General features: G+C 34.6%; 19 protein-coding genes and 1 tRNA gene. 11 read left to right on the top strand and 9 right to left on the bottom strand.

What is annotated here, in order from left to right:
- Positions 1–308: 308 nt before the first annotated feature.
- Together eco and DEU40_RS14740 are read right to left on the bottom strand one after the other, a co-directional pair.
- The gene (eco, locus tag DEU40_RS14745) at positions 309–797 is read right to left on the bottom strand and encodes a serine protease inhibitor ecotin (protein WP_110010523.1); all 489 of its coding nucleotides are present in this window, start codon (positions 795–797) and stop codon (positions 309–311) included.
- 149 nt (positions 798–946) lie between these two features.
- Positions 947–6,871 carry an alpha-2-macroglobulin family protein gene (locus DEU40_RS14740; RefSeq protein ID WP_110010522.1) on the bottom strand — a complete coding sequence of 1,975 codons (5,925 nt, stop codon included), beginning with the start codon at positions 6,869–6,871 and terminating at the stop codon, positions 947–949.
- 18 nt (positions 6,872–6,889) lie between these two features.
- On the opposite strand from DEU40_RS14740, the gene DEU40_RS14735 reads away from it, so the two are divergent.
- From DEU40_RS14735 to DEU40_RS14720, 4 genes are all read left to right on the top strand, one after another.
- Positions 6,890–7,645, top strand: a complete 756-nt coding sequence (locus DEU40_RS14735; protein ID WP_110010521.1) for a hypothetical protein — start codon at positions 6,890–6,892, stop codon at positions 7,643–7,645.
- Between the two features lie 3 nt (positions 7,646–7,648).
- A complete protein-coding gene (recF, locus tag DEU40_RS14730) occupies positions 7,649–8,728 on the top strand; it encodes a DNA replication/repair protein RecF (RefSeq protein ID WP_110010520.1) in 1,080 nt (359 codons plus the stop codon).
- A gap of 137 nt (positions 8,729–8,865) precedes the next feature.
- Positions 8,866–9,129, top strand: coding sequence for a four helix bundle protein (locus DEU40_RS14725; RefSeq protein ID WP_228406527.1), 264 nt, complete (start codon positions 8,866–8,868; stop codon positions 9,127–9,129).
- A gap of 116 nt (positions 9,130–9,245) precedes the next feature.
- Complete coding sequence (locus tag DEU40_RS14720) at positions 9,246–9,539, top strand: hypothetical protein (RefSeq protein WP_110010519.1); 294 nt, start codon at positions 9,246–9,248, stop codon at positions 9,537–9,539.
- A 290-nt stretch (positions 9,540–9,829) separates the two neighbouring features.
- On the opposite strand, the gene DEU40_RS14715 is transcribed toward DEU40_RS14720, so the two are convergent.
- From DEU40_RS14715 to DEU40_RS14705, 3 genes are read right to left on the bottom strand one after another with little or no spacing between them, the layout of a single operon-like run.
- Positions 9,830–11,860: a recombinase gene (locus DEU40_RS14715; RefSeq protein ID WP_110010518.1), complete on the bottom strand. Its 2,031-nt coding sequence runs from the start codon at positions 11,858–11,860 to the stop codon at positions 9,830–9,832.
- Positions 11,861–11,873: 13 nt separating this feature from the next.
- Positions 11,874–12,518 (bottom strand): monofunctional biosynthetic peptidoglycan transglycosylase, encoded by a 645-nt coding sequence (mtgA, locus tag DEU40_RS14710; RefSeq protein ID WP_110010517.1) that lies wholly within the window; start codon positions 12,516–12,518, stop codon positions 11,874–11,876.
- A 43-nt stretch (positions 12,519–12,561) separates the two neighbouring features.
- A complete protein-coding gene (locus tag DEU40_RS14705) occupies positions 12,562–13,608 on the bottom strand; it encodes an ABC transporter substrate-binding protein (protein WP_181397977.1) in 1,047 nt (348 codons plus the stop codon).
- Positions 13,609–13,667: 59 nt separating this feature from the next.
- Here DEU40_RS14705 and DEU40_RS14700 point away from each other — a divergent pair.
- A tRNA-Arg gene (locus tag DEU40_RS14700) sits at positions 13,668–13,741 on the top strand.
- 242 nt (positions 13,742–13,983) lie between these two features.
- Here the strand turns inward: DEU40_RS14700 and DEU40_RS14695 are convergent.
- The 3 genes from DEU40_RS14695 to DEU40_RS14685 all read right to left on the bottom strand — a co-directional run bounded on the left by DEU40_RS14695 (position 13,984) and on the right by DEU40_RS14685 (position 15,869).
- Positions 13,984–14,478, bottom strand: coding sequence for a CinA family protein (locus DEU40_RS14695; RefSeq protein ID WP_047387970.1), 495 nt, complete (start codon positions 14,476–14,478; stop codon positions 13,984–13,986).
- Between the two features lie 52 nt (positions 14,479–14,530).
- On the bottom strand, positions 14,531–14,800 hold the full coding sequence (locus tag DEU40_RS14690) for a hypothetical protein (protein ID WP_052187039.1): 270 nt from the start codon (positions 14,798–14,800) through the stop codon (positions 14,531–14,533).
- Positions 14,801–15,308: 508 nt separating this feature from the next.
- The gene (locus tag DEU40_RS14685) at positions 15,309–15,869 is read right to left on the bottom strand and encodes a helix-turn-helix domain-containing protein (protein WP_225718514.1); all 561 of its coding nucleotides are present in this window, start codon (positions 15,867–15,869) and stop codon (positions 15,309–15,311) included.
- A 167-nt stretch (positions 15,870–16,036) separates the two neighbouring features.
- On the opposite strand from DEU40_RS14685, the gene DEU40_RS22765 reads away from it, so the two are divergent.
- The 3 genes from DEU40_RS22765 to DEU40_RS14675 are packed head-to-tail and all read left to right on the top strand — an operon-like array spanning position 16,037 to position 19,509.
- Positions 16,037–16,168, top strand: coding sequence for a hypothetical protein (locus tag DEU40_RS22765; RefSeq protein WP_262484585.1), 132 nt, complete (start codon positions 16,037–16,039; stop codon positions 16,166–16,168).
- Entirely contained in the window at positions 16,169–17,197 is a 1,029-nt protein-coding gene (locus DEU40_RS14680) for a pesticidal protein Cry7Aa (protein WP_110010515.1), read from the top strand.
- A 44-nt stretch (positions 17,198–17,241) separates the two neighbouring features.
- Positions 17,242–19,509, top strand: coding sequence for a glycosyltransferase (locus tag DEU40_RS14675; protein ID WP_110010514.1), 2,268 nt, complete (start codon positions 17,242–17,244; stop codon positions 19,507–19,509).
- A 1,832-nt stretch (positions 19,510–21,341) separates the two neighbouring features.
- On the opposite strand, the gene DEU40_RS14665 is transcribed toward DEU40_RS14675, so the two are convergent.
- Entirely contained in the window at positions 21,342–22,439 is a 1,098-nt protein-coding gene (locus DEU40_RS14665) for a calcium:proton antiporter (RefSeq protein ID WP_047430088.1), read from the bottom strand.
- A 467-nt stretch (positions 22,440–22,906) separates the two neighbouring features.
- Here DEU40_RS14665 and DEU40_RS14660 point away from each other — a divergent pair, with 467 nt between their 5' ends.
- The 3 genes from DEU40_RS14660 (at position 22,907) to DEU40_RS14650 (ending at position 23,827) form a co-directional block, all read left to right on the top strand.
- The gene (locus DEU40_RS14660) at positions 22,907–23,125 is read left to right on the top strand and encodes a hypothetical protein (RefSeq protein WP_047430084.1); all 219 of its coding nucleotides are present in this window, start codon (positions 22,907–22,909) and stop codon (positions 23,123–23,125) included.
- Positions 23,126–23,265: 140 nt separating this feature from the next.
- On the top strand, positions 23,266–23,604 hold the full coding sequence (locus DEU40_RS14655; RefSeq protein ID WP_181397976.1) for a cupin domain-containing protein: 339 nt from the start codon (positions 23,266–23,268) through the stop codon (positions 23,602–23,604).
- Positions 23,597–23,827 (top strand): hypothetical protein, encoded by a 231-nt coding sequence (locus tag DEU40_RS14650; protein ID WP_076550606.1) that lies wholly within the window; start codon positions 23,597–23,599, stop codon positions 23,825–23,827. The genes DEU40_RS14655 and DEU40_RS14650 overlap by 8 nt, the downstream gene beginning before the upstream one ends.
- Positions 23,828–23,833: the final 6 nt, after the last annotated feature.

Here is a 23,833-nt window from a genome sequence, read left to right as displayed (position 1 = left end):
AAAGCACAATATACTTCCTGAGTTATTTAGCCAAAACTGTTCTCTCACCCCTTTTGCTTTGTATGTAAATTTATTCTTTTGCAAACATAGGAGCCAAAACTTAAAACTGAATCTTCTATCATGATCGTCTTTTTAATCAGATTCTCAATCTGGAGGCAGGATTCCTGCGGAATGACAGACTGGATGAATAGATTTGGGGAATGAATATCTGCTTAATCAGCAAATCTGCGAGAAAAAAATATTCAATTACAAACGAAAACTCCCCACATTGCTGTGAGGAGTTTTCTATATAATTATAATAAGCTGATTTATTTTTGAACTGCTTTTTTCATGGCAGCATCAGGACGTAAAATTCTGTAACGGACTTCAATGTCTTTCGGTACATAGAATACCAATGGAAGTTTGCTGTTGTATCTTACGATTTCAGGCTTTAGTGTCACGAATTTTTTAGTCAGTTTTTTATCCAGACAAGCCATCAACGTTCCTGCTGTTTCTCCTTTGGATTCTACTTCATAATAGTTGTATCCCCATCCCTGAAGATCCTGGGTTTTCATTTCTCCCATTAAGAAATAATTGTTACAGTCTAACATTTTTTCAGCGCCTACAAAAAGTTCAACTTTTAAATCGTTTTCGTTTTTTGCTACAGGAAGCTGAATATATACTTGTTTATAACCTTCTTTTGCTTTCGGGAACATTTCAATCTGTAGTTTTTCAAACTTTTCTGCTTTCTTTTGTGCAAAAGCATTTACTCCGGCCATCAATACCAATCCTGTAATTAAAGTTTTAGAAAATTTCATCTTTTAATAATTTTTTTTAATTGATATTACCCTAATTCCAAAAACCATTCCAAATTAAACAATTGTTTGATTTGGAATGGTTTTATTCTATTTTGGTTGAAATTATAAACAAAAAAACTGCAGTAATTGTTACTGCAGTTTTTTATAAATTATTCTGAAATCGCCACATCAGTTCCTTTTGTATGAGCATTCATCTGCGGTGCGTAATAATTCTGCATCGTTGTAATTCCATTGGAGAATTTTCCGGATGCATTGGCTACTACATCATATTCAAATACATATTTTCCTTTCGGCATATACTGAATATAGAAATTGGTAGAAGCATCTTTGGTCGACTGATAGTAGCCCAGATTATTTTTCCATTGATATCCGGATAATACATCTACAGGCTCAAATCCTGCTGCACGCATATCTTTAATATGAATAAACTCCATCGCTCTGTCTGTATTCAGAATCATTCTTACGGTTACTTTATCTCCCACTTTCAATGGGGTTTCCACTGAGATTTTCTGAAGTTCTTCTCCGTTTACCGTTTTCACTTTTTTATAAAGTTCTTTGGTTACAGAAATATAATTTTCAGAAGATTTAATTTTATCGAGATCTTCGTAATACTGCCAGAACAATCCTCCCTGCACAATTCCGGGACCAGGTTTTGTAACCGTTACGGTGGCTAAATTTTTATCTATAGCTTCCGGTTTCACGGTTGATTTTACATAACCAGTTGCCTGTGTCTGAGGAAGCAGTTCTTTTCCTCCCCAAACAATCGTTGCTTTATCACTTTCAGCCCCAGTCCATGATTTCCCTGAATTCAAAATGGTAAAGATCACCTCAGCAGTTCCTCTTGAGCTTCCCCATGAGTTGACTTCTTTTTGGGTTACCAGCCAGATCTTCATATCTTCAATAAAAGATTGATCATTAGCTTTCAATTTGTTGAAAGCTTCCAGTGCTCCGGCATGGTTGACCACTTTGGAACCAAACCATCCCCAATCATTCAGGTTTTGTTTCCAGTAGACTCCTTGTGTTTTGGTATCTGTGGAAGTTTCTTTAAGGTAAGTCATTAACTTATCTGACACCTCTTTCAGACCATAATCGTTCATCAATAATGCCGCACGGTGAAGTCCGAAGAATGTAAAATCTGTGATCTTAGCTGTCTTGGCTTTTTGCTTTACCAGCGTTTTCAGGGTAGCTCCTTTTCCTTTTAAAGGATATTGCTGCTCCCAGTAGTTTCTGGTATCAAGATAATCCATCGTCCAGTTGTTCCAGACATTTCCTTTTTTTGCATCAAAATATTTATTCACCTCATTATCTACATACTGGATCAATTTAGCAACAAGTACTTTTTGATCTACATTTTGATAATCCTTCACATTATCTTTTAACCATGAATTAATTTTTCCTAAGTTTTTAAGGATATACAATGACGTTCCGTAAGAACTTGGATAGCCGGGATACCATGAGAAGCCACCATCAGGATTCTGTAGTTTTTTGAAATCATCCCAATCCTGATTGATAGAATTTTTCATCGTATTGACATCAAATAACAACGCTAATTTCTGCATCTGCTCACCCTCATTTTTACTTTCCAGCACCCACGGAGTTTCTTCAAGCAGCAACTGTTTCAACTCCTGATTTTTTTCCAGATTTGATTGTAATAGCCCTTTATTCTGATATTCTTCAAAAACTGTTTTCATTTTCGGATTGGCTTTGAAAATTTCCGAAGCCAAAACATCTGCAAACCATTTGTTAAAGATTACGTCTGCAGAGTTATTCTGGTCATTTTTCAGACTTGGAAGGGCAAACATGATCTCCCAGATCGGATTGGTTGTCAGTTCCAACGTATTGGAAACATTGGAAGCCGTTGTGGATGTATTATTTTTAAGATTATCTAATACAAATGTTTTGGTTTCGCCTTCTTTCACAAAAACCGGAACAGCATCCGTCACAAGCATTCTGTTAGGCAATACAGCAATGGCTTGCTGTTCTCCGTCAGAATAAGCTCCCGCTTTGGCCACCACTTTGAAAATAACAGAAGAAACATCATCCGGAACCTTTAATTTCCATGTTAACGCACTGCTTCCGTTTTCATTAAGATTGAAGTTTTGTACTCCGGAAGTGACCCCAAACTTCGAAGAAATATTTTCATTGGTAAAGGCATCCAGAATCTGTAATTCGGCAGAACCATTCAATTTTTTATCGGTAAGATTGGATAACTTCGACTGTAGATTCAACTCGTCTCCTTCTCTCAGGAATCTAGGATAGTTTGGCGTTACTGAGAATTCTTTCTGCGTTACCACTTCTTTTTCCAACGTAGCTGCTCTTGCATCTTTGGTGTGGGCAAGGAACATCAGTTTCCACTTGGTCAATGCTTCCGGAGAGGTGAACACGAAGTTGACATTTCCTTCTGAATCGGTTTTCAAATCCGGATAGAAGAATGCAGTTTCATTCAGATTCTGGCGGACAGCTACTTTATCCAAGTCTTTCTCTACATCAACAGAGCCAGGAACGTCTGTATATCTTTTTCTCTCCTCTTCCGTCAATTGTCTTCCTGAATCAAGGAGATCAATCGCACTATCATTCAATACCACAGCTTCTTTTGCCACGGCAGATCTTGCTGTTTTAAATTTGGCACCAGCAATTGGTGATGGGGGTAGTGCAATTCCTTCCTGATTGCTAACTCCTACAATGGTTTCTCTTGAAATTGAATAATAATTTCCATCAAACCAATTAAACTGTGGCATCTGCACATATCTGTCTTCAAAATATCTTAATCTTTTATAATAGCTTTGCTGTTCCAGAAAATTTCTTATTCCATAAGAAGTTACCATTACAAATGGTGTATACAATTTCCTCCAGCTGTAACTGTTCGCTGCAAACTGATCCAGAGACATGTCATACATATTGGCCAATACTTCAGCATTGATCTTTTCCTTGTCATTTCCGGTTACTTTTACCGTCCATTTTTCTTTAACGTTAGGTTCCAGCTTATCTCTGAAAGTAATGGTTTCTATTTTCAAAGGTTTTTCTGTGTCTTTTGTTTTTAAAGAAACAGATTGTGTGTTCACATCATTAAATGCTACCAGCTGAAACTGAAGGTTAAGATCCGAAACACTTTTATCTTTAGGAATTTCAGCGGTATATTCTAATATTCCGTTTTTAAACTGATGAACTTCTGAAACCGTTTTCCCGGATCCATCCTGCACAAAAACATTCACCAGTGCATCAGGAATTGCCGAGAACACATATACTTTGGCTTTTTCACCTCTTGGCAATTCTTCTTTCGGAGCGATAACCGTAAGGAATGTTTTCTGAGTGGGTTTTAAAACTGTTTTATCCCAGACACTGAAATACTGTGAAGTTTTGATCGTATCTTTTCCTTCAATATTGAAAAGTTCAAGTTGATAATCCCCTGCTTCCAGTTTTCCTAAATCAAGACTGGCTGCTGCCTGAGAATTATCAGCGGATGGCTGCTGCTGTCTTTCAATCAATACTTTTTCGGTTTTCCAGTTTTTGATCTCATCGTTTTTATCAAAAAGATCATGTGGAAATTTGCTGATAAATTCTTCTTTTGAATATTTCGGAAGATTCTGAACATCAGATTTGAAATTATCTCTGAAGATCCTGTCCGGAGCAGTCAGCTTCGATAACTTAACCTGATAAGGTTTCTTTAGATTCTGATCGTTATAATTTTTGGTTTCCACCTTTACTTTTACATTTTCGTCTGTAAAAGTATTACTGATATTTTCTGTCTGAATGTAATGAGAAACCGAAGCCACTTTCAATTGGGTATCAGCCGTCTGTGTTTCTCCATTGATATCTGTAACAGATGCATTCACTGCATAGTTATCAATCTGTATTCCTTCCAGCTTTTCATCTTTTTTAAGTTCCAAACGAATCGTAAACTCTCCTTTTTCATTGGTTTTTGCTTCGCCCAGAATCGAGTTTTCATTATCATCATTCTGCGGATACCAGCTGAAATATCTCCATCGGATATTCTGTTTTTTGATTTCATAGTTTACGGCCGTATTACTCAGCGGAACACCGGAAAACATAACAGCTTTTCCTTTCAGTTCTATCGTCTGGCCATACTTATACTCTTCTTTTACAGGATCAAAGGTGACTTCAAATTTTGGTCTTTTATACTCTTCTACCCTGAAATTTTTATATCCAGCACTTTCCCCTTCTATTCTCAGGTAAAAATTACCGTTCAGTTTTCCTTTTGGAAGGATGAAACTTCCGTGATAAGAACCAAATTCATTGGTGGTAAATTCCTGGGAAGAAACCTCTTCACTATTGGTGTTCAATAACGTTATTTTTTGTTTCAATCCTGAAAGAACAGCTTCAACTTCCTTATTCATTCTGGTATTCACCACCTTGAAATAAACAGTCTGTCCGGGACGGTAGATTCCTCTGTCAATAAAGATCTGGGCAGTTGAACGGGTTTGTTTGTTAGGATTGTAATCTTCAACAGATCCTCTGTTTCCATACACCTGCATGATCTGAAAATCATTGGTTTTAGGCTGCTGAATCAGGAAAGTTCTGTAATATTCTTTACTGTCTGTGGAAGGAAACTTAAATACTCCGTTGGCATTGGTTGTTCCTTCAATCTTATTTAAAGTTTTGTTGGAAACAAATTCATAAAACCGAAGACCTTCATTAGCCAAAGGCTTACCATTCTCACTATTAACCAGTTTCAATTCATCCGAAAGAGGGTTTCTGTCTGTTTTCGATTGATAAATAATTCTGTTTCCGGAAACCAGAAAATATAAATTTTGTCTGGAATCTGTATCTTTCATATCTGCTCCCGCCACCGTAAATTCTGCTACATATATTCCTGATGGAAGAGGTTTTACTTCGAGTGAAGTGGTATGATTCTGATAATCTTTAGGATCCGGAAGCTGGAATGTTTCTTTTCTTACCAGATTCTTTTTCAGATCTCCGAAAGTATTGGAATAAGAATTCTGAACGTATTGAAGGAGTGATGTAAAATCACCCTTTACTTCATAAATATTCAGGGCAAATTCTGATACATTCTTATACTGCGCAACAAAATGAACCGGCAGATTATTCTGGGTCTGGGATTCATATTTTAAAGTCAGATAAGGATTGACAATCTGGGCTTCTTTACTTTTAATATTCTCCAGGAAAACAGATTTCGGATATTCATTTTTAGCCTGTGCAGCTAATGCAAGAGCTTCTTTAGGCTTCTTCCCCACAAGCTCATCCATGATGTCTCCCATGATAACCACTTTATAATCTCCCTCCACATTGGATTTCAAAAGATTCTGAAGCTGCTGAAGTTTATCCTTGCAATGATTGAAATTACAGTTTTCCGTTATCTTTTCTTTCATGAAATACAACTTTGGATTTCCCGTATTCTGTTCAATCAGTTCATCATACATTGCATTGATTGCTGTACGGTTGGCTGTCAACTCATTTTTGGTAAAAATGTTGTTTTCAGATAGAAACGTTATTTTTTTAACGGCATACCAATCCGCCAATGTCGGAAAATAGGCAAAGTCTCCTGTCTCTGAAAAGATATTCTTATACTTTTCCAACGAGATCTTTCTCATTTCAGGTTTTTCCTGATCAAGCCCCTGAAAATTTTTAGTCAGGTAATTTTTAAAATCAAGTTTACTCCAGGTTTCAATCTGCGAAACATCCTGAGAGTTGATGTTGGTTCTTCCGTTTATTTTCCATGAATTCTGTTGATAATAATCCATAAAAAAGCCATTCAGCAGAACTTTGTACACCAGTTTACCTTCTCCGTTTATTTTTCCTTCTGCCTCTTTAAGTTTTTTAAAAAACTGAGAAGCAGCATCATTCTGGTCATCGTCAACAGTTTGGTTTACAATACTGAATTCCGCTTTCAGAGAACGGATCAGCTCGAAGGCATTATTTTCTTTCATGGCTTGTTTTTGTATGTCTAAAATAATGGGAAGATTAGATTTATAAGCTCCTTTTGAACTATTTTCAGCCACTTTTTTCCATTGGGTATCGTAATATTTCTGTGCGGATACCGTTGAAAAGCTCAGCATTACAAGCAAAAGCAGAAAAATCTTGGAAAATCTTTTCATATATATTAATTTTGATAAATGAACATCTTAAAAATACTGAAAAAAACCGTTATAGACAGCCAGCTTTATGTCTCTCTTATGGGAACTCTTTTTGCAGTATTTTTCATGAAAGAGCAAAACACATTCCGTTTCCCTACCTTTGCACTTATTTTCATCACTTATTTCAGTGGTTATCTGTATACTAAATACCAATATACCAGGCACTTTTTAAAAATACTTGTTCTCAATGCATCAGCAGGAATTGTCTGTGCTTTTTTAATCATTCATAATCACAATGAAATAAGACTGCTGAAATGGTTTATCATTGTCATATTGGGATTGCTTTACAATAGTTTTTTTCTTGATGTTTATATCCGGAAAATCCCTTTACTGAAAGTTTTTTACGTAGGATTAGTATGGGCATTGGTTAATTGCTGGCTTACCCTTCCTGAATTTAGTATTCCTATTTTTCTGATCAGCTTTTTCTTTATCACCGCACTTGTTCTTCCTTTTGATATCCGCGATATGAACAGCGATACCGTAAAAACATTTCCTATGCTGATTGGGGTACAAAATACCAAGTACATTGCTTATGGACTTGTTTTCATCAGCAGTATCATTTCTGTTTTTTATCTTGATTTGGAATATGCGCTTGCTTTTTTTATGGCCAGTATCATAACTTATATTCTTATCTATTTCTCTGAAAATAAAAGAGATGACGCTTACTATTCGTTCGGGGTGGAAACTTGTTCGGCACTTCCCTTTTTATTTTTACTAATAATGAAGTATTTTTGACGAATGATTATCAAAAAGCTTTCCCTCTACAATTTCAAAAACCACTCTGAGAAAAAATTTGAATTCTCCCCGCAAATCAACTGTTTTGTGGGCAATAATGGTGTGGGAAAGACTAATATTCTGGATGCATTGCATTATTTATCCGTAGGAAAAAGCTTTTTAGGAAATACGGACCTTAACAATATTAAGCAAGAGGAAGACTTTTTTACCATTGATGCGGAAATTCAGAATGACGACAGCGAAGATATTATCAGAATTACCCAGCCTAAGGAAGCTAAAAAGGTCATCAAAAAAAATGATAAAAACTACGACAGGCTTGCTGATCATATCGGTTATCTTCCGAGTGTTATGATCTCGCCTTATGATTCTAATCTTATTTCGGATTCCGGGGAAAGCAGACGAAAGTTTCTGGATGCAATGATCTCTCAGACGGATTCTGAATATCTTTTTGATCTTATTCAGTATCAGAAGACCATTCAGCAGCGAAATGCGTTACTGAAATATTTTGCAAAAAACAGAACCTGGGACAAAGATTCTCTGGAAATCTATGATGATCCGATCACCAGATCCGGAACAAAAATATTTAAGAAAAGAAAAGAATTTGTAGAACAGCTCAATCCAATTGTTCAGAATTTCTATCGTATTATTTCCGGTGGCAAAGAAACGGTATCTGTTATTTACGAATCTCACCTGTTGGAGGATTCTTTTGACAATCTTTTAAGGGAAAGCCTTGAGAGAGACCGTATGCTCACATATACTTCGAAAGGAATCCATAAGGATGATCTTCTTTTTGAAATGGATGATGTGTTAATCAAAAAAATCGGATCTCAGGGACAGCAGAAATCGTTCCTGATCTCTTTAAAGCTGGCCCAGATGAGTCTTGTAAAGGAGCTCACCAAAAAGACTCCTATCCTGTTGCTTGATGATATTTTCGATAAGCTTGATGATACCAGAGTTTCGCAATTGATTGAACTTGTCAACAAGGAAAGTTTCGGACAGATTTTCATTACAGATACTCACAGAGAGCGTACGGAAAGTGTGGTAAAGAAAATAAATGAAGAAAGTATCATTTTTGAAGTTTAGTAAGAGGTTCGGGATGCGAGTTACCAGGTATTAAATGCAGGTAAATATGTGTGGACGTAGATATGAAGTAAAAGACTAGTATTCTTTATCATCGAACCGTTTTTTGTCTTAACTTAAGATCCTAAAACACAAATGATATGAGTTATAGAAATCTGGATATTTATAAAATAGCTTTCGACTTATTTTTAAAAACCCATAAAGCCTCCCTGCTTCTGCCTAAATATGAACTGTTTGAATTAGGCAGCCAATTAAGAAGATCTTCAGATTCAGTCATTACAAATATTGTTGGAGGTTATGGTAGATCAACTTATAGGAATGACTACATTCGCTTCCTGATTTATAGCCATGCGAGTAATGATGAAACAATTAACCACATTAGGCGGAAAAATCAACATTTATAAAAAATGGGTCATAGAAAATTGGAATAAAAATAATCTACAGTAAAAAATAAATCCCCAAGCCAAAACCACGCAACCCAAAACCCCGAATCACCCATCCCGAAACCCGAAACCCAACTATGAAGAAGAAAAAACGTGAATATCAATCCTCCGAACTGGTAAAATCTTTTGCCAGGATTTATGGTTTTGAACATAAACTTGTTGCTTTTGACATCAAAGATTTCCTTGAAGAGTATCTTGATGAAAGTCTTTTCAATGAAATCAGAAGTGTGAATATTGAAAATGAATGTATTATTATTAAAATTGATTCTCCCTTACTGAAACATGACTTTACAATGCGTAAAAGCTTTTATCTTAAAAAGTTCCAGGACAAATTTGGGGCAGATAAATTTAAAGATTTACAGATTTTATAGTTTTTTTTGATATCGTTTTACAATATCATTCAATATTATTGATATATTTATCATACAAAAAAATTAATCTCATGAAAAAATCAATTGCATCAAAAAAACTAACACGAAAAACTTTAAGAACAATACAAGGAGGTGGTGTCGGTGAGATCTGCTGTGCCGTAAGCTGTGCCAATGAAAACGAATGTGTTTATTGGACAACCTTGCCTACAAAATGCCCATTACTTCCTATTTGTCTTTAATAGCTATAACAATAGAAAAATGCTACCCTCGGGTAGCATTTTTTGTTTGTATTAATGTTCTTCTGATTTATTAGAAATAGTACTGCTCATCAGATCATCTGCCTTTTTATCCAATCCGGATCGTAATGGCAGGAAGAATTTCAGCGGATGTTTTGTAAAATATCTGAAAATCTCTTTATAGATTTCACTTACCTGCCCAAAGTTCATTTTTCTTGACCTGAAGGCCAAAAACATGGATAAACTAAAACTTACCAGGAAGTTGAAGAATCCGATTAAAAAGACGGTAAAAAAGGATATCCAGAATGTATAGGAATCTACTGAAAAATCTTTTCCGTACAGTCCTAATGCGAAATTTCCGGCGGCAAAGGTAATGTGTCTGATATCCAGATCCAGCCCGAAAAACATTCCGACAGGTGCAGTCGCTCCAAGGAAAACTCCAAACCAGAAATTGGAAATAATTCCCGGCCAGTTTTTAGCATAATATTTTGAAAGTCCTTTTGCGAATTTCTTTCCGAAAAAGCTTCTGACTGAAAGGTTTTTGGCAATTCTTTCCGGGATCTGATAAAATACCGAGTTGTTCCCGATATTTCCCGAAATAATTCCGGAAATAAAGAGATAGAATCCGGCAATACTTGCGTGCAGGATGGCTTTTGATTTAAAAGGGTCGAGGTCTTTTAACAATTTATCAGAACGTTCAACGGCAAGATTTTGGGAGAAAAAAACATCCAGCCCATAAATAATGGCAAGCGCTACCGGAAAAGCAAGCAACACATTCCCTACAAAGGCAATGAACTGACTTCTGAATAATTTAGATACCAAATGGGCAAACTCTGTATTATTTCTTTGGGCATTCCCCTCTTCGGATAATACTTTTGTCATCGTAGCGGCAGTCATGGCCGGCTGTTTTGTAGCAAGGGTAAAACCCATCAGATAGATCATCACGAATCCCATTGCATAGTTCATGGAGTATAGGAAAGCGTGTGAAAAATCACTTCCGGGAATATATCCATACAGCATTTTCAGAACACAGAGCGCTCCTACAATTATTCCACCGCCGCTGGCCTTGTAGAACATGGTCATATACTCTTTCCGGTTAGAAGTTATATAGTGAGTTCCAGCTTCTGCAGTATGGTTGGTAATAAGATGGGAAATCAGCCTTGTACTGTCGTTGATAAGATCTGAAATGTTATTTTTATGGGATTTATAGCTCAGGATATTAAAGATCAGCTGTTTTGATTTGATCTGAACATCTTCTTCGGAATCAATTACCAGTAATTGTACGATCTCATAAATTCTTTCTGTCTGCTGACGGATTTTTAACAGGGATTGATTAATCTTTCCTGAAATACCATATTTAGCGGAATTTTTAAAAGCAATATTCACAAACTCCTTGCATTGTTCTGCGTAGATTTTTATCTGCTTATATCTGCTGTCTTTTGAATGCAGCTGTACTTCCGGATCTTTTACAAGATCATCTGCCAATGTCTCCAGCTCATTCTGTAGAGCCAGAAAGGGATTGTCTAAATTTCTGTATTGAGGTGCCATTCTCACTACTTCCACTTCCATCGCCATTCCGGTTACCCTCCAGGAAAGGATGTTCATAGAGAATATAAGTTCTTTTTTCACATTAGGACGGATAATAAAATCCGATGCTCCTAATAAATGTAAAAATTCATTGATCTCGTTTTCAGGAAGATTATGGAGATATTTCAAATCCTTTTTCGGCCACATACTGACATTATCGATCATGTACCAAACCGTGTTTTCGTTTTCAACGGGTGGCAGAACCTTGTTCAGTATTCTTTTTTTAAGCTCAGGTAAAAAGGCATTTTCTGAAAGAATATTCGCTTCTGTAAGGGAAAGGTTGAAAGGTCTTCCTCTAAAAATATTATGAATGTAATATTTAAAGTTCTGAGCAAAATCAGGATTGCTTCTGAAGAAATTAAGCACATCTGTGAAGTCCGCCTCTTTTATGGTCTCCAGAAACTCCGCAAAAGGTTCTAAAGAAAGGGTTTCGTTCTTAAAAGAAAAATATTTTTTAAGAACGGCCTCAAAATTTGTGCTGGAATTAAAGAATTTCATTAGTACAAAGATACTATTTCAAACTCACATTCCTCATCTGTCTCATAATCCAATTATGTTTCTTTCTCAGATACGGGGATGGATTTTTAGGATCATACTTCTTTGGATTAGGCAATACAGCAGCAATCCACGCTGCATCTGAGACACTTAAATCTTTGGATGATTTGCCAAAATAGTATTGTGCCGCAGCTTCCACTCCAAATACTCCCTGCCCCATTTCTATGGAATTCAGGTATCTTTCAAGGATAATATCTTTAGTCCATACTTTTTCGATAATGAAAGTATAAACTGCTTCCAGCCCTTTTCTAACCCAGCTTCTGCCCTGCCAGAGAAATACATTCTTTGCCGTCTGCTGGGAAATGGTGCTTCCACCTCTTATTTTTTTGCCTTTCTCATTATATTTCATCGCCTTTTCAATGGCTGTATAATCGAAACCGTCATGAACAAAAAATTTCTGATCTTCTGAGGCAATTACGGCTTTTTTCACATTGTTTCCCATTTCGTCATAGGAAATGTAATCCCTGTGCAGTTTTCCGTATTCAAAAAGTCCTCCAATCTGGGTAAGAGTGATGGGAGGATTAAAAAATCTACCCCAGATGATAAAAACTACATTCAGAACAAGAATGATGAAGATAAGCTGTTTAATTTTTTTCCACATAACTTGATAAAAAGGAAAGGCAAAAATAAGCAAATAGTACGAGTTACTGCAATTCTTTCATATAAGTAAGCTGATAATCCGGTAAAAGTTCCGGATGGAAGATCTTAATATAATCTTTAAGGATCAGATCTGCCCTTATCACACCGCTTTCAAAAAAATCATTGGCTTTCAGTTTTTCTTTTCCGGCAATGGTATATATTTTCCCTTTATTGAATACATCCAGTTTCCCATAGAAAGGATTCATGCCCAGCATTTCTTTTTTCGAAGCATGGCTTCCTGCATTTACCCAGTACTGAACACCACCAGCTTTGGCATATACTTCCTCAAAGCTCATTGTCAATGCTTTTTCGTCTTTATTATCCTTCATGATATAATTCGCATGGGCATCTGAAATATAATGAGCCACGGAAGTATTTCCTCCCGGAAGATACCAAACGTCTCCATACATCTCATTGGCAAGTACAACAGGTTTTTCTTTTGCTTTTGATGCAAGCTGCTTCAGATCGTTATAGTTTTTCTCTACTTCCTGATATTTAGTTTCAGCCTCTTTCTCTTTTCCTAAAAATTCTCCGAAAAGTTTAATATAGGCTGTTTTTTCCAAAGGTTTTTGTTCCATGTATTCATCCAGAAATATGACCTGGATACCGTTATTCTTTAAAAGTTCATAGGTATTATCAAAACTTGCAATATGATTGGTAAAAATAGCATCCGGTTTCATAGAGATGATCTTTTCCACATCATACTTTTGTTCGCTTCCTACATTCTGAATTTTTCCTTCTTTAATCAGATTCTGAATTTTTTCTGAATAAATATACTCCGGACTGGAAACTCCTATGATTAAATTTTCCGCTCCAAGCTCCGAAATATATCCGGCCATACTTGCATTCAGCAGGATTATTTTTTTGAATGGAGTTTGATTTTGCTTAAAATTATAAGTGAAATTTCCCGATTTTAGTTCAAGGATACCATTATGTTCCTTAAATTGGGTGCGGTTTGAGATATTTGTCCAATCTGAGGACGAAATTTTTGATTCTCTTTTACAGGCAATTAGCGAGAAGACCGTAAATAAAAGTAAAATTTTCTGTTTCATGTTTCAAAGAACGGAAAAAAGTGGTATATTTGCAACCGTTAAACAACAAGATAACAAAAGGCCTCGTGGCGCAACTGAATAGCGCATCTGATTACGGCTCAGAAGGTTACAGGTTTGAATCCTGTCGAGGTCACAAACAGCTAAATGGCGCCAACTAAAGACAGTTGGCGCCATTTTTATTTTGCATAAGAATGAATAAATTTGTAAATGTTGGATATAAATTATTCAAAAAATTTAGAATCTAATAATTTTTAAGCATAAAATCAAATAAAGGGTTGACAAAGAATTTTACAGAGTTGGAAACTCGTAGAGATTTACATAAATAAAAGCGAAAAATTAAAAATCTATACTTTTAAACTGATGGTAAATGGTAAGTTAAATTAATATTTGATTCAATGCACTTTTATAACACCCTAAAATAAATTCGGTATAATACAACTGTGCATCCAGTGCCTGGGTCTTATCATGAAGCTCTATGCGTTTTGAAAGTACAATCTCTCCTTTGTAACTGAATGAACAGAATGAATACACTTTAAATCCCGAATTTCTTACAGATGCAGCATATCCAGTAGAAGCAATTCCCCAATCTGTTCCAAATGATTCAGCGACCTTTACAGCCATTGTATCAGCCATTTTTTGGGTTTCAAAACCATTTTCCTTAACTTCGATTTGATTTATATCTAAAAATTGAACTTTTTCAGGTAATGTAAAAGTCGTTATTCCTCCTTTGTAAAACAGTTTTGCATTAGCCATTTGGGAAAAAGCCAGCTGTATTAATCCCGAGGTTACGCTTTCTGCTATAGAAACCGTTTCATTCATTGTAATGAGTGAAGTACTGATATAATCAAGTAAACTTTGCTGAAATTTCATGGGCTATTATTTATGTTGATCAAAAAAACTTGTATGCTGCTGAAATCGATATTCAGATAACGTCATAATCATTCATGGTTGTAACAAAATAATGCTCAATCATTTCTCTGGCATTTCTACACATTGACAAAAGATCTTCTCTGGTCATATCTTCAAAAATAAAATCATCATGAACTTCAATAATGAACTCAGTCACTTTTTCGGTGTTCATCAGATCATAGGCCATTAAATCATTTAAATTATCTAATCTACATTCTTCCTTAAAAAAAGGAAGTTTCCGGGTAATGGAATTCTTAAACTGAAAAAGGTGTATTGTTTTCATGACTTCTGATGTTAAAGTGATAATAAGAAAGTCTGTTTTGTATTTAAACATGTTGTTTACTCATAAATGTTCAAACAGTTTTATGGACTCAGTTGATGAAAATTTTTATATATCTATCAATTCCTATAATATGGACGAAAACGACAGAAACCATGGGTCTCCGTCCTTGATTAATTAAACCCTTTCGAAAACATATCTACTATTTTATCGGGATTTAATATGCTCATTATCAAAATTGAGAATCCTTAAGCCTACTAATTTTATATGTCGTATATTCGCTTTTTCACATCTTTCTTGACTACTACAATGGTTTCAAATACGGGAGAACAGCCTGTTGTTTGATAAATATTTTCAACTGTTCACTCTATTTCCTATCTAAAATTGCACTATTTATAGTGATATAAGCTTTATGGATTTTGTGAATTCCTGATTATTATACTACAAAGATGGCCGTTTAAGTGTTATACCAAGCTATATATATCCGGTATAATTTTACATATATCACACATTATAAGTCTTCCAGATTTCCAAGACGTCTTTGTTTCAGCTGTTTATAAAATGAAGGGGAAAGTCCTGTAATTTTTTTAAACTGATTGGAGAGGTGGGCCACGCTGCTGTAATTGAGTTTATAAGAGATTTCTGTAAGATTAAGTTCATCATATAACAGTAGTTCTTTTACCTTTTCTACTTTATTAATAATGATAAAATGTTGAAGTGTCATTCCTTTTACCTCAGAAAAGGTATTGGCAAGATAAGTATAATCATATCCTAATTTTTCACTTACATAGTCTGAGAAATTTTCTTTTGGGAATTCATCTGAATAATGAATCATTTCTATCACTACATTCTTTATTTTCTCTATCAGGATACTTTTTTTATCATCTAATACTTCAAGTCCTGTTTTAAGCAAATTTTCTTTAAGTATCTGTCTTTGTTCTGAGCTAATATCATCCAATAATTCTACTGTCCCTAAATCAACGACAGCATTTTTAATGCCCAATCTTTCCAGTTCCTGATGGACAACCATTTTGCAGCGCAAACTTACCATATATTTTACATACAACTTCATCTCCCTTACTGTTTACATCCGTCAATTATTTCATTAACAGTCATTTATCCAAAGTTAGTCTATTAAATCGGAAATATCTATGATTTATACAACAAATTAAAAGACAATTGCAAAGCTTTCCTTTTTTAATGATTGAAATTTACAGGTAACAAAAAAAATATTTCACAATGTCAAAAGAAAAAGACGGAAAAAAGAAATCAGATAAAACTCCACCCGCAAAATCTGCAAAAGAGAAACGGGAGGATAAAATGAGTAAACGAAGAGAAAGGGAACAAGAAGCCCGAAATACCGGCAACTAAATGGTATCCTTGAAAAAAGATGGAATTATACTCAGAAAAACAACATTAGACTTTGAGAGTGAAGGAGTTCTAAATCCTGCAGTCATTCAGGATAACGGAAAAATACATTTATTATACAGGGCTCTTGCCAGGAATAACTTCTCGAGTATCGGATACTGTATATTATCGGATTATAAGACTCCTGAAATACGGCTCAGCAATCCGGTTATTATCCCTGAATTTGAATACGAAAAACATGGTGTTGAAGATCCAAGAATTGTCAAAATCGATCACTTATTTTACCTTACTTATACCAGTTATGACGGGGTTAATGCATTGGGTGCACTTGCCGTATCTAAGGATCTAATATCATGGCAAAAGCTAGGAATCATTGTGCCAAAAATTCCATACAAAAAGTTTAAGCTTTTAGCAGAATCTCAAGGTGAAATAGGAGAAAAGTACAGACGTTTCAACAAACTCCCGCATACTCATATAAAGGATAAAGAGGTCTTCCTTTGGGATAAAAATGTGATATTTTTTCCAAGAAGAATTAATGGTAAGCTTTATTTTCTACATCGCATAAGGCCTGATATCCAAATTGTAAGGATAGAAAAGATTGAAGATCTGAATCCTGATTTCTGGAAAGACTACTTCCTTCATTTTAAAGAACATATTGTATTATCTCCCAAATATGAGCATGAAGTAAGCTATATTGGCGGTGGATGCCCCCCTATAGAAACTGAGCATGGATGGCTTTTAATCTACCATGGTGTACATGATACCATTGAAGGATATGTTTACAGCGCATGTGCTGCTTTACTAGACCTTGATACTCCTGAAAAAGAAATTTCAAGACTTCCCTATCCTCTTTTCAAGCCCGATGAAGAATGGGAACAGAAGGGAGAAGTGAACAATGTCTGCTTCCCTACCGGAGCCATCGTAGAAGGACATACACTCCGTATTTACTATGGCGCTGCAGACAAAAGAATAGCTATTGCTTCTTTAAGCATCCCTGAATTACTGAAGGAATTACTACAGTACACATCATAATTGACTATTCTATACAGAATGTCAGATTTAAAATAAATATCAATATGAATAAAAATATAAAATCAGAAGTGGAGGAAAAGACAAAAAGACAACCTTTACAAAGTAATAAAAACACAATTTATCATATACCTGAAATTATCTTTATAAGCACTTTTCCTCCCAAGGTATGCGGTATTGCAACATACTGTCAGGACTTGGTACAATCCCTTAAATTAAAATTCAGAGAATCATTTAGCATCAGCATCTGCCCAATGGAAACTGAGGATGAGCATTATCAATATGAAGATGATCCAGAATATCGCTTAAATACATCCGATGCCGTATCTTATCTGGAGCTGGCTGATAAAATCAATAAGAATAACAATATTCAACTGGTTATGCTTCAGCATGAATTTGGATTTTTCAACGAAACCCCCAACGGATTACTGCTTTTTCTTCAAAATACAGAAAAAGATATCATCATTACTTTTCACACCGTTCTACCAAAACCGGATCGGGAATTAAAAGAAAAGGTAAAAGAAATCAGCAGTTTTGTAAAATCTATTATTGTAATGACCAGTATTTCTGCGGATATACTGAACAATGATTATGATATACCACCTGATAAAATTAAAGTGATACCCCACGGCACCCATTTACTGCCATTTATCGATAAAATTTCACTGAAAGCGAAATACGGATTTAATGATAAAAAAATTCTTTCAACATTTGGTTTATTGGGTTCTGGGAAAAATATTGAAACCACTTTAGAAGCTTTGCCTGAAATTATTACAAAAAACCCCGATGTAATGTTTCTGATTATTGGAAAAACGCACCCCGGCATCATTAAGTATGAAGGTGAGAAATATCGTGATTTTTTGAAGGATACTGTTAAGAGGCTCCATCTGGAAAATCATACTTATTTTATCAATCAGTACCTGCCTCTAGATAAGTTGTTGGACTATCTTCAGCTTACCAATATCTATCTTTTCACTTCAAAAGACAGAAATCAGGCAGTAAGCGGTACTTTTTCGTATGCCATCAGCTGCGGATGTCCCATTATTTCCACGCCTATTCCCCATGCTTTGGAAGTACTGAATGAAGACCTTGGAATCATTATTGATTTTGAAGCTCCGAAGCAGCTTTCTGTTGCCGTAAATACATTACTAAAAAATGAAACTGTACAGGAAAAATTACGATCAAATAGTCTGGAAAAAATGGCTCCCACAGCCTGGGAAAATTCTTCTATTTCGCACGCTCTATTATTTCAACAATACAGCAAAGATAAAATGACATTACATTATACATTCCCCAACATTAATCTAAGCCATGTCAAAAATATGACAACGGATTTTGGGATGATCCAGTTTTCTAAAATCAACAAACCTGATATCAATTCCGGGTATACTTTGGACGATAATGCCCGGGCTATGATTGTAGCCTGCAGACATTATGAGCTGAGCAGAGATGAATCTGACCTAGACTTAATCTCCACTTATCTAAAATTTATTAAGTTTTGTCAACAACCGGATGGTAGTTTTCTTAACTATGTGAATCAAAACAAGGAATTTGCTCAGCAGAATTATGAAACCAATCTTGAAGATTCCAATGGAAGGGCTATCTGGGCACTGGGCAATCTTCTATCTATAAAAGCTATTTTACCGCAGCAGTTTTCTGATGAAACAGAATCAATCATTGAAAAAAGTATTTCATCTATTGAGAATATCCATTCTACCCGGGCAATGGCTTTTATCATCAAGGGATTGCATTATCAAAACTCTGAAAACAATATTCCATTATTGAAAAAACTCGCCAATCGTCTGGTGAAAATGTATCAGCATGAAAAACATAAAGACTGGCATTGGTTTGAAAACTATCTCACTTACGGAAACGGTGTACTCCCTGAAGCTTTATTGTGTGCGTGGATTACCACCAAGGATGAACTGTATAAACAGGTTGCCGATGAATCATTCAAGTTTTTGCTTTCTAAAATATTTAGTAAGGGCGGCATCAAAGTAATCTCCAATAAAGGATGGCTACAGAAAGAAACGGTTAAAAGTCCTGAATCAATTGGCGGGGAACAGCCCATAGATGTTGCTTACACCATACTTGCATTATCTACATTCTACAAGGTTTTTAAGGATGAAAAATATTTGCAGATGATGAGGAGTGCTTTTAGTTGGTTTTTAGGAAAAAATTATTTACATCAGATTATTTATAACCCTGCAACAGGTGGATGTTATGATGGGCTTGAAGAGAAAAATGTCAATCTCAATCAGGGAGCGGAATCAACAGTCAGCTTTCTCATGGCAAGGCTCTGTTTTACTAAATAATTAGTTTACTTGGTTTTCAACCAGCAGCCAACCCTATGATCAAAACGCTGATATCAGTCATTTATCTGCAACTCTGTAATAAGACCTTAGGTTTATGATCTTTAAGATTTCTTCTTTTTCCAGCTCCAAATTTATACAATTATGGGCATAATCACAGATTTTTTCCCTTTTATAAAACATCACTCTCTCAGTAAGAAAAAGACTCCGGATACTAACAATGTGTGATAACTGCAATATAAAAAACAAGCTGTAATACATAGGTTATAAAAACACCACCTTGTACTGCAGCAATTAAGTTATATTAAATTCCACGTCATGAACACAAATCATCATAAAGGTGACAAACCTTTCAAATTCCTGAAAACTGGAATTTACAGTCAAAATAAATTTATAACTTTCTTGCAAAGAAAATTAAATATTATCACAGAATTGACGCATTAAAAAGTTATGCTTAAAAAATACCCTAAAAGCGTTAAAAATAAATGTATTATTTCTACTCCATATACGACAATAATAAATAGAATCACATGACTTGCAGCATATTAATGTAATTTATTTAGATATACATTTACTGCTCATAATAGTTGTACATTCTCATTAGTACAATTGACTCTCCCCTAAAAAGGAGGGTTTTGTTATATACTCTCCTCCTAAGCATTAGAAAGGTTAATATCTGTAGGATATTAAATCGGACTGTAAAATTTACTATATAGTGTTTCCAGGATATGAGTGTAATTATACCTCTACAGAAATCTACTCATAATAGCAGGGATTTTTTATTTACACAGTTTTCGATTTTGCAAAATGTAATGACTTTTGTATGGGAAATTGTAATTGCTATGCGAAGCCGAAAGTGAAAATTCTAATTTTCATCATCATAGTGCCGTTGACCACTCCTTTAAAGATGTTATCGTTTTAGTAAGAGTAACAAATACTATATAGCTTTCAGAAACCATCAAAACGAAATAAGACAAAGCATCAATATTCCAAACAAATTTGAATTCTAACATTAAGCTATGATCGGAGGAATAATAAAGTATAGTAATGTTATGTTTTCTGAATAGCGTAATTATATATTGTATCTTCACTAAGATATAAATACAATCTTGTCTTAAAAATTCCTAAAAATGTTTTTTTCAAAATATAAACACGTTCTATTGTATGTAGCTTTTCTAGCTGATAATCAGTTAGAAAACATTCTATAGCATCTATATTTTCTCCAATTAATTGATCTTCTGATATAATATTCTGACTTTTATCGTGGAAGTAATATTTTTTACTAGTCATATCGATAAATAATTTTTATTTGTAAAATCTTTTTTCTGTTCAGAGTACTTTTCAAACTTTTAAAGTATTGACTTAACCCAAGTTGTGAACCAATTTCTGTGTTATCTCATTAGTTTTTATTTGAAATTTCAATATTTGGGCAACATCTTTATAATCATATGATTTGTACTCATTACTTGTTGCATAGTCATAAAACAAAATATGGTTTACTGCAATAATTCCTAATAAGTAATAACTTTTAATTTCCAAGATCATGTTTATGGATTTCCATGATTTTATAGGTATAAGTATCTCATCTTTGATTTATATTTTCCATTTATTCTGTTATAATCGAAATTTTAGCTTTCTCTCCGTTTTAATGATTTCCGATAGTGAGAAATTATAAGAAAGGTCGGTTTGGTAAGGAAAAAAGTTCTTTTCATGAGCCTTCAAACGTTTTTTTGGATTCATGATGAAATATATTCTATATCAACCATCATATCATATAAACTAAAGATGGCCGTTTCACTATATATCAAGCTATATAATGCATAACTTAAATAGGTTTATGGTACAATTGTAATAAAAAGATAAATTAAAAAAATAGCGATCAATACAATTCCCTGCATGATATTAGTTCTGCCTGTTGCCAGTGAAACAGTAATAATAAAAAGAGATAGCCCTAAAAGTATTGTTGATTTGATATCTATCCCCAATGTCATTCTTATACCGGTTATTACAGATATAATGGCAATCGCAGGAATACTTAGTCCGATACTCGCTAAAGCTGAACCAAAAGCCAGATTTAATGAAGTTTGAATCTGATCACTTTTTGCAGCTCTGAATGCAGCCAGACCTTCCGGAAGCAGAACAATACCAGCAATAATGATACCTACAAGAGATTTGGGGGCACCCACAGAAACAACTATATGTTCAACATCCTTTGAAAGAAGTTTTGCCAGCAAAACGACTATTCCCAGGGATAAAATTAACAATATACAATTGATATACAATTGTTTTGTGGAAATTATTTTATTATTGCTTTCTACAGGCAGATTCTCGGATAATTTGTTTTGTGGAGAAATGAAAAAGCTTCGATGTCTAAAAGTTTGGATCATGGTAAATCCAAGATAAAGCCCTAAAGAAATCAAGGCGATAAAAAGCAGTTGGAGGGACGTGTATTCGCCTCCGAGGTGACTTACCGTATAATTGGGCAGAATAAGCACAAAAATAATAACAGAGGTCAGTGTAATCAGTGCCGTACTTACCCCCTGTAAGGTAAAGCTCTGTTCTCTATATCGCAAGGATCCTATCACAATACAGCTTCCAATGATTCCCGTAAGGATTATCATCACTGCAGCAAAAACCGTATCTCTGGCAAGAGTAATGGTTTCTAAACCTTTTGCGCCCATCATAATGGAAATAATAAGCCCTACTTCTATGACCGTAATGGCAAATGCCAAAAGCAAAGTTCCAAATGGTTCCCCCAAACGATGCGCAATAACTTCGGAATGGTACACCGCAGCTAAAACACTTCCTATTAAAAATAAAGTAAGAATCACAGAGTAATACCCTGAAGAAAAAACAGAATTTCCAACATAAGAGAACCATGCCAGGATAGGAATCAAAAATGTCCACATCCTTAAATATTTTTTTATATACATAAAAACATTAATAATTTTTTTACCATTGAATTCTCTTTTGGAGAGAATCAGCAGATTTATATTCTCCTTTTCAAAAACAGTTTTATAAATGATTTGAAGTGGAACAGAGAGGTATGCCGGAAGTATTAAATAATGAAAGGAAAAGAAGTGAATACACTGGTTCTTAGAGTCCAGATTGTCAGCTCAATGCAATTATTCAGCAAGATACAAATAATCAATCACTTATTTGGAATTATTGAGCAGTATTTTAAGTTTGTAATCATTTCTTAGACTTAACCACCTCCATTACTTTATAAGGAGTCATCAAACACTGCTTTTATGATCAACCACATTTCAGATGTTCAAAATAAGCTGGAATTTTGTAAAAGTGTGATATGTGCAACATAAAAGAAACAATCTGTAATACAATAGATTAATAAATACCCAACTTTGTATTGTAGCAATGAAGTTACACTAAAACCTACCTTATGGACACAAACCACAACAAAGGCAACCAATCTTTCAAAATTCCAGGAGACTGGGATGTGCAATCAAAACAATTGAAAGAAAAATTTTCAACATTAACGGACCACGACCTGAAGCTTGAAGAAGGTAAAGAAAAGGAAATGCTGGAAAGAATCGGAAACAGATTAAGAAAAAACCGTGAAGAAGTTCTCAATATTATCAAAGAAATCAATCTTTCATAAATTGTTTTCAAGGACAGTTAAAGCCAATGAAAAGATATATTTATCAAACGCTTTCACTGGAAAAAGGGATGGAATATTAGACAGTTCTGTCCCTTTTATTTACAATACCATCTGCTCTTTTTATGTTTAAACCCACAGTGATGAATCATAGAGAACTTGAAAAATCGAAAGTATATATTACAAGCCAGATTGTAGATTACATTCCAAATTCTGTAGTCAGTAAAAATATACTTGAAAAACTGACCGGTAATATCAGTGTTTTATCTTTTGATGACAAAGAAGGGTTATCTGAAAAGATATCTCCTTTCGATACTGTTGCACAGATCATTGAAGGTAAAGCTGAAATCATTATAGACGGAGCTTCTTACTTTATGGAAGAAGGTGAATGCATTATCATTCCTGCCCATAAACGTCATTCAATAAAAGGAAATAAACGCTTTAAGATGATAGTAACAATAATAAAAAGCGGCTATGAATAATCTAAACACTATATCTATTTTAACGAAAAAGATATTTAAAAAAACAGTTGAAATCCAAAAAGAATTTCCTGAACTGTATGAACTTCTAGATGAAACTCCATTATTTTTTTCTGAGAAAGAAAAAAATATTACGATAAAAGATTTAAGACAATATCTTGTTTCCCTTATCATACAACAAAAATCCTTTGAAAAAGGAACTATGAAGAAAAATGATCTACAATAAAATTCT

This window comes from Chryseobacterium sp. AG844, from assembly GCF_003182335.1.
Classification (GTDB): Bacteria; Bacteroidota; Bacteroidia; order Flavobacteriales; family Weeksellaceae; genus Chryseobacterium; species Chryseobacterium cupriresistens.
This window is presented reverse-complemented; position numbering and strand designations above follow the sequence as displayed.